This is a genomic window from Protofrankia sp. CiP1_Cm_nod3 (genome assembly GCF_982290655.1).
In genome coordinates this window covers 1-3,042 of record NZ_CEVIVD010000160.1, presented here as the reverse complement: position 1 = coordinate 3,042, position 3,042 = coordinate 1, and the positions used below count along the sequence as shown (strand labels likewise).

The 3,042-nt window shown below is 73.4% G+C and carries 2 protein-coding genes; one reads left to right on the top strand and one right to left on the bottom strand.

The window, feature by feature from the left end; translation table 11 throughout:
- Positions 1–100: 100 nt before the first annotated feature.
- The gene (locus tag AC5LUJ_RS20900; protein ID WP_250285598.1) at positions 101–1,831 is read right to left on the bottom strand and encodes a phosphatidylglycerol lysyltransferase domain-containing protein; all 1,731 of its coding nucleotides are present in this window, start codon (positions 1,829–1,831) and stop codon (positions 101–103) included.
- Between the two features lie 467 nt (positions 1,832–2,298).
- Between AC5LUJ_RS20900 and AC5LUJ_RS20895 the strand changes: the two genes are divergently transcribed.
- On the top strand, positions 2,299–3,042 hold a 744-nt coding region (locus tag AC5LUJ_RS20895), incomplete at its 3' end, for an HAD-IA family hydrolase (protein ID WP_493465571.1).

Genomic DNA, 3,042 nt, shown 5'->3' with positions numbered 1-3,042 from the left:
GGGACGGCCGCTGCCGTAGGTGGAAACCGCTGTGGCGACGACGTTTTCCACCTACGGCCCGTGCGCCCGTAGGTGGAAAACGTTGCTGGAGCGGCGGTTTCTACCTACGAGGGCAGACACCGGCCGGGCGGGCGGGCCGCCGTAGCCGGTACGCGGCGGGCCGTACCCCCATCCGGGGCCAGCGCAGGAAGGCTTCGGCCTCCAGCATGGCCAGCGCGATGCGCGGCAGGTTCCGGCTCGCCGGGAAACAGACGTAGCGGGGCGACCAGGCCGGGCGGAACTTCGCGTTGAACCGGTAGAGGCTGTCGATCTGGAACCAGCGGGAGAGGAAGACCAGCAGGTTCCGGAAACAACGGGTGACCGGGCCCGCGCCGAGCCGCTGCCCGCGCTCCAGCGCGGCCCGGAAGAAGGCGAAGTTCAGCGACAGGCGCTCCACCCCGAGCCCGGCCGCGGCCCGTACCGCCGAGACGATCAGGAAGTCGTTCAGCCCGTTGTCGGCGGTACGGTCCCGCACCATCAGGTCCAGCGACAGGCCCCGGCGGCCCCACGGGACGAAGTGCAGCAGCGCACGCAGCCGCGGCTCGCCGCCCGCCGGGCCGTCCCCGCCGCGGTCGAAGGCCATCAGGACGACGCAGTCGTCGTCGGCGGGCGCGCCGATCCGGCCGAGCGCCATGGAGAAACCGCGTTCGGTCTCGGTGCCACGCCATGCCGCGGCCTGCGCCCGCAGCCGGGCCCGCTCCTCGGCGGGCAGGTCACGCATCCGCAGGGCCTGGCAGGTGTAGCCGGCCCGTTCGACCCGGCCGACGGCCTGCCGGACGTTGCGCATGTCGCGACCTTCGAGGGTGAAGGCCGCCACATCGATGACGGCTTCGTCACCGAACTCCAGCACGGACAGGCCGGCGCGCTCCCACGCCTTGCCGCCCGTCTCGGAGCATCCGATCACCGCTGGTATCCAGGCATGTTCGGCGGCGATCCGCAGGAACTCCCGGATCGCGCCCGGCCACGCCTCGTTGTCGCCGAGCGGGTCGCCGCTGGCGAGCATCACCCCGGACACCACCCGGTAGGGGACGCAGGCCTTGCGCGTCGCCGACCAGACGACGGTCTTGTCGGCGCGCAGGGCGAAGTAGCCCAGCGAGTCGGCGTCACCGTGACAGGCCAACAGCGCGCGCATGCCGGTGATGTCGTCCTCGGACAGCTTCGGCCGCGGCCGTGGTGGCCGCAGCACGAGGTACACGACAGCGCTGATCGTGAGCAGGCCCATGGTCAGCAGCGTCCGGGTGACAAGATCCGAGACCCGTTCGGAGGAGAAGCGCAGCGGCCCGTGGATGCCGACCAGGCCGTCCACGACGTGCGCGAACTGGGCGGACAGCGGGTGCGCCCCAAGCAGCCGCCCACCACCGACCTGGAGCAGCAGCATGCCGATCATGACCGAGGCGGCGGCGAGGGCGGTCCCGACCCACAGCGCCCGCCACCGGGTGGTCGGGTCCCCCTTGGCCTGGAACTCCCCGCGTGCCAGCAGCAGACCGGCGACGAGTACGGCGGAGGCGGCCGCCTCCTCGTAGTCGAGGCCCTTGACCACGTGCAGGACGACGCTCGCCGTGAGCAGGGCCACCACCCCGTGCCAGGCGCGGCGCTTGCGCCGGCGCAGGCCGCGCGCCAGGAGCAGCAGCAGGAGCCCGACCACGACCGTGAACGCCGCGGCCTGCCGGGAGACCGACCCGGGCAGGATCTGCCGGATCAGGTCGAGACGGCTGCGCCAGCCGGGCGTCACCGCGGAGACGATGTCGATGAGTCCCGCGACGAACACCAGGGCGGCGGCCACGGGCGGCAGCCACAGGCGGTTCCACGCCGGTAGCGCGGACCGGGAGGCCCGCGTCGCCTCGGTGGGCGCCGGCGCCGCGGGCGACGTCGATGTCCCTGCCGCTGGCGCCGCGGGCGCCGTCGAGGTTCCTGCCGCGGGCGACGTCGATGTCCCTGCCGCTGGCGCCGCGGGCGCCGTCGATGTCCTGGGTGCCGATGTCCGGGGGGGAGTGCTTCCGGCGGAAGACGTCCCGGAGATCGCGCCGATGCCGTCGCCGCGCCCGTTGGCCTTGGTCCGGCCGGTCTTGCGGGGACGGCTTCTGCCGCTGACCGTTGCCACGGACGCTGGCCCCTCCTTCGCTTCCCTTTTCCCAGCCCGTTTTCCGGCCTTCCGGGATGCCGGGCCGTGCGTGGGACGTTACCCCCGCCGGTCGCGCGGTCAGGCGGGGGTGTTGCGGGTAGTAGGACGGTCACAGGCTCCCTCGAGGGGAGGGATGGATGCTCGGGCTGCCCGAACAGATCAAGGTATGTCTGTTCGATCTGGACGGTGTGCTGACCCCGACGGCCGCCGTCCATGCCGCGGCCTGGAAGGAGATGTTCGACGCCTTCCTCGAGCGGCGGGCCCGGCACGCAGGCGGCCCGTTCGTCCCGTTCAGCGTCCGTGACGACTATCCCGCCTACGTGGACGGCAGGCCGCGGGCGGACGGTGTCCGGTCGTTCCTCGCGTCCCGGCACATCGAGCTGCCCGTGGGCAGCCCGGCGGATCCGCCGACGGCGCAGACCGTGCACGGGCTGGGGAAGCGCAAGAACGAGATCCTGCTGGCCAGGCTCCGCGCGGGTGGGATCACCGCGTATCCGGGGTCCGTGCGGTACCTGCGCGCGCTGGCGGCCGCCGGGGCCGGACGCGCGGTCGTGTCGTCGAGCGCGAACTGCGCACAGGTCCTCACCGCGGCCGGCATCGACTGGCTGCTGCCCGTCCGGATCGACGCCGCGGTCGCGGCGCGTGAGCACCTGGCGGGCAAGCCGGCGCCGGACACCTACCTTGCCGCGGCCCGTGAGCTGCGTGCCGAGCCCCGGCAGGCGGCGGTGTTCGAGGACGCGCTCGCCGGGGTCGAGGCGGGGCGGGCCGGCGGTTTCGGCTTCGTGGTCGGCGTCGACCGGATCGGGCACGCCGACGCCCTGCTCGCGCACGGCGCGGACATCACCGTCCCCGACCTGGCCGTCCTGCTCGAACCGGGCGAA